The following is a 3,629-nucleotide window of genomic DNA, read 5'->3' on the forward strand; positions in this document are numbered from 1 at the left end:
GCCTGTTTCTGCCGGACAATCTGGTTGACATATGCCACGATCTCCGACAGGGGAACGTTTTTGCTGACCTTTTCGCAGAAGCAGCCCATCTCCAGCTTCACCGGCATGCGAACGGTGTCCTCCGCCAGATGCTTGCTGCAATACTGCCGGATCGCCTCCATGTGCGTTTTTCCAGCGTCAAAGCGGTAAGCGTAGGAGCCGATGAGGTAGAAGTTATCGCCATTGCACCGGCAGCAGATCTCGTTGCCCAGACAGCTACTGCTGAGCGCATCCGCCACCGTCATCAGAATCCGGTCTCCCGTGCTGCTCCCAAGCCGGCGGTTAATCTCGTGGAGTTCGCAGACATCCACGGCAATCAGCAGGAACTTCTCGTTTTGCAGAATGGACTGCTCGTAGATTTCGCTGGACAGCTCCTCAAAGCCCCGCCGGTTATAAATGCCGGTCAGCGGATCACGAATGGAGGTCAGGTGCACCCGTTCGCTGAACCGTCGGATGTAGTTTCGAATCCGCATGGTTTCCAGCCCCAAGCTGACGTACTCCGTCCACGTGAGAAACTGCTTGTCCAAACTGTACTGCTCTCCCTCAAATTCCACGGCGAGGAACCCGAAGCACCGATCCTCATAGTGCAGGGGAACGAAGTGATAGGCAGTGGGTTTCTCCGGATTCCGGATGATCTCCGGCAGTTCCCGCAGATGCACCATCTCATAGCTGCTGCTCCCGTACACCTGCCGGAACAGGAACACCGAGTCGGAATAGCCGGTTGTGCGGTAGGTGTCGCCACTGGTATTGCTGATGCCGTCCCAGTCGTCGCAGATGCAGAAGTAAAACACCTTGATTCTGCGGATAAGATACAGCACATGGTGCAGCTTCCTGGCGAACGCCATGAGATTGTCCGGCGCAGAGAGCTTTTGAATCATACCGCTGGATTGCAGCAAAGAAGCGAACTCCAGCTGCTCCGCCAGATCCTTCCGGTACTTGGCAAACACGCCGTGATGGGACACGGTGCATCCGCAGCTCTCCGCCGGTTCCAGCACCTCCGGCCGGAGCGGAATGGGATCGCAGCAGATACCCGTCATCCGCTGGTACAGCCGGCAAACACTGCTGACCCCCTGATTATAGTTCATATTCGCCATGCAGGTGATGGATGGCACATTCAGGACATTGTTGAAAAACGGGTCGTATCCCACCACGGCGATGTCCTCCGGCACCCGAATCCGGTTCCGCTGAAGTGCAGCAATGAGCGTTTCCGCCATACAAGTGTTAGCACAGGCGACTGCCTCCGGAAACGCCACACCGCCGTCGGCAATTGCCTGCCCCAGCTGCTTTCCGGCAGCCTTCCAGAAGTCCCCGTAGAATATCATGTCCTCCGTCACCGGCAGTCCCGCCTCTGCCATGGCATCCCGAAAGCCTGCCAGCCGGTCTTCTGACTGGTGAAAGCCAGCCGGCCCGGTCAGGCAGAAAATCTTTCTTTTTCCGTGCACTGTGATGAGATGACGCACCAAATCCCGAAAAATCCGCCGGTCGTTCCAGACGGGATACCGGTCGCCTGCCGTTTCCAGCTCCATATCCAGATATGGCAGTCCGGAGTCCTGACAAAACTGCGCAATGCGCTGCTGCACCGCCTGTTTCTGAAAGTTGGATTTCTGCATCAGAATCCCGTCGGCGCACTCCGGCCGGCACAGGGAAAAAATGTTCTCTTCGCCCGTCTGGAACGGCGTGTCCTGATCGAGATTGGAAAAGAACGAAAATGTCACGATGTCCATATCCAGTGCGTACGCCTGTTTGGTGATGCCCTCCATCAATGTGTGATTGTATTCCGACTGCATATCCGCCAAAAGCACAATGATCCGCTTTCTCCGCATGATATCCCCTCCCATGTCCTTTCAGATTCCCATATCTTTATTATAAGAAAAAACGGATGCCATGTCAATCTGAAATATAAGAAATATTTTATCCTACAGAAAAAGAAAAGCACAATCTCTTATAAAAAAGCATCATAGCTGATTGAAATCATTCTGATTTTGTGATAAACTATAGACATATTCCACAAATGCAACAAGGAGGAACCGAAATTGGAACACAGAAAACGACATCTTATCACGGTATGTTTGACCGTATTCACATTGCTTGTCGGATTGTTGGCGGAGCTGCCCTTTGCTCTGCCGACAGCTTCGGCAGCAGACACCTCGTCCTATCCGGTACAGGCAGTGAACTTCGGCGCATACACCACCAACCGCAACCTCAACAGCACAGGAAGTTCTGTCAACACCCAGAAATCTGCCGGCACGACCTCGGAGAACTGGCGCATCGACTATGTTTCCGCCGGTGTCTATCAAATCGTCAGCATCGCAGACGGCAAGTATCTGACGGCGAGCGGAACCGCCTGCACCATGGCGAACAGGGCATCCGACACCTCTCAGAACTGGCGCATTGAGAGCGTCCAGAAGGACTTCGAGGGATACGACCTCTACTACAGGATCACCAGCGTTTCCACCGGTGCTGCCCTCACCTACTATCAGGGGAACAACACCGTCGGGCTGGCATCCTACACCGGCGACGGCGCACAAAAGTGGAAGCTGAACCTGTTCGGGCTGGAGGGCTTTGCTGCCAATTCCCTTGCCGGCGGAAACGAAAAAGCGGGTACTATCGGCGGCGTACTGGGTGAAACAGTCTTTGTCTCCACCGCTGACGAGCTGGAAAAGCAGCTGAATTCCGTTGGCCCGCAGACCATTGTCATTACCGCAGACATTGACATGCAGAAAAAATCCCACACCCGCATTCGAGACAACAAGACCATCATCGGCTCTTACAGCAAGAACACTATCTATGACTCTCAGTTCCGCACCAACGACACCTATGGCGCCGTGGACGACAGTCCCAGCGACAACATCGTCTTTCGCAATCTGAACATGATCGCCAAAAACGTTTCCAACCGTATCCTGATCAACATTTGGTCTTCCAGACAGATCTGGGTGGATCACTGCACATTTATTTCCTACCTGAATTCCGATCACACCGGAAATGGCTATGACGAAGTGGGGAAATTCATCTGGCTGAACACGCCATACAAAGACTATCTGGACGCCAAGGACAACGGCAGAAGTCCGGACTACATCACCATTTCCTACAACATCTTCAGGAATCGGTTCTGGACGGTGGCATACGGCACACAGAACGACGAGACCTCACGATGTCGCACCTCCCTGATGTACAACTGGTGGGATGAGTGCGTGCGGCGCTGCCCGCAAATCGGAAACGGCACCGGTCACATCTACAGCAACTACTATTCCGGCGATGACACCTATGTGCCCAACAGCTGCAACCAGATCATCAGCGGTGAGGGATCCAACATAGTCAGCGAGAACTGCCGGTTCCAGTCGGTAGCCGGACGGGAGATCATCGTTCAGCCCGACACCTCTCCCTATCGGGATTCCGGCTCCTATACCTCCAAGTCCAGCACAGATACGCCAACACCCCTGAACTACAAACCCAAAACGGCAAACAATTGGAATCCGCAGGACAACTACGGTTATACCCTGCTGGATGCATACAACACCAAGGGCACAGACACCAAGGATTTCTGCACCAAATACGCCGGTGCATCCTCCAGCCAGTACATCACCGACAGC

1 protein-coding gene and 1 pseudogene (1 of these 2 cut by a window edge) are annotated in these 3,629 nt (G+C 54.0%); one reads left to right on the forward strand and one right to left on the reverse strand.

The genetic code is table 11. The features are described 5' to 3' along the window. On the reverse strand, positions 1–1,862 hold a 1,862-nt coding region (locus tag QZL66_RS08335), incomplete at its 3' end, for a diguanylate cyclase domain-containing protein (RefSeq protein WP_293602052.1). Positions 1,863–2,072: 210 nt separating this feature from the next. Here QZL66_RS08335 and QZL66_RS08340 point away from each other — a divergent pair. Beyond that, positions 2,073–3,629: pseudogene (locus QZL66_RS08340) on the forward strand (hypothetical protein); its annotated part runs 168 nt beyond the window's last position; the annotation flags it as partial.

The organism is Ruminococcus sp. CAG:330 (assembly GCF_000437175.1).
In the GTDB taxonomy this organism is placed as follows: Bacteria; Bacillota; Clostridia; order Oscillospirales; family Ruminococcaceae; genus Ruminococcus_C.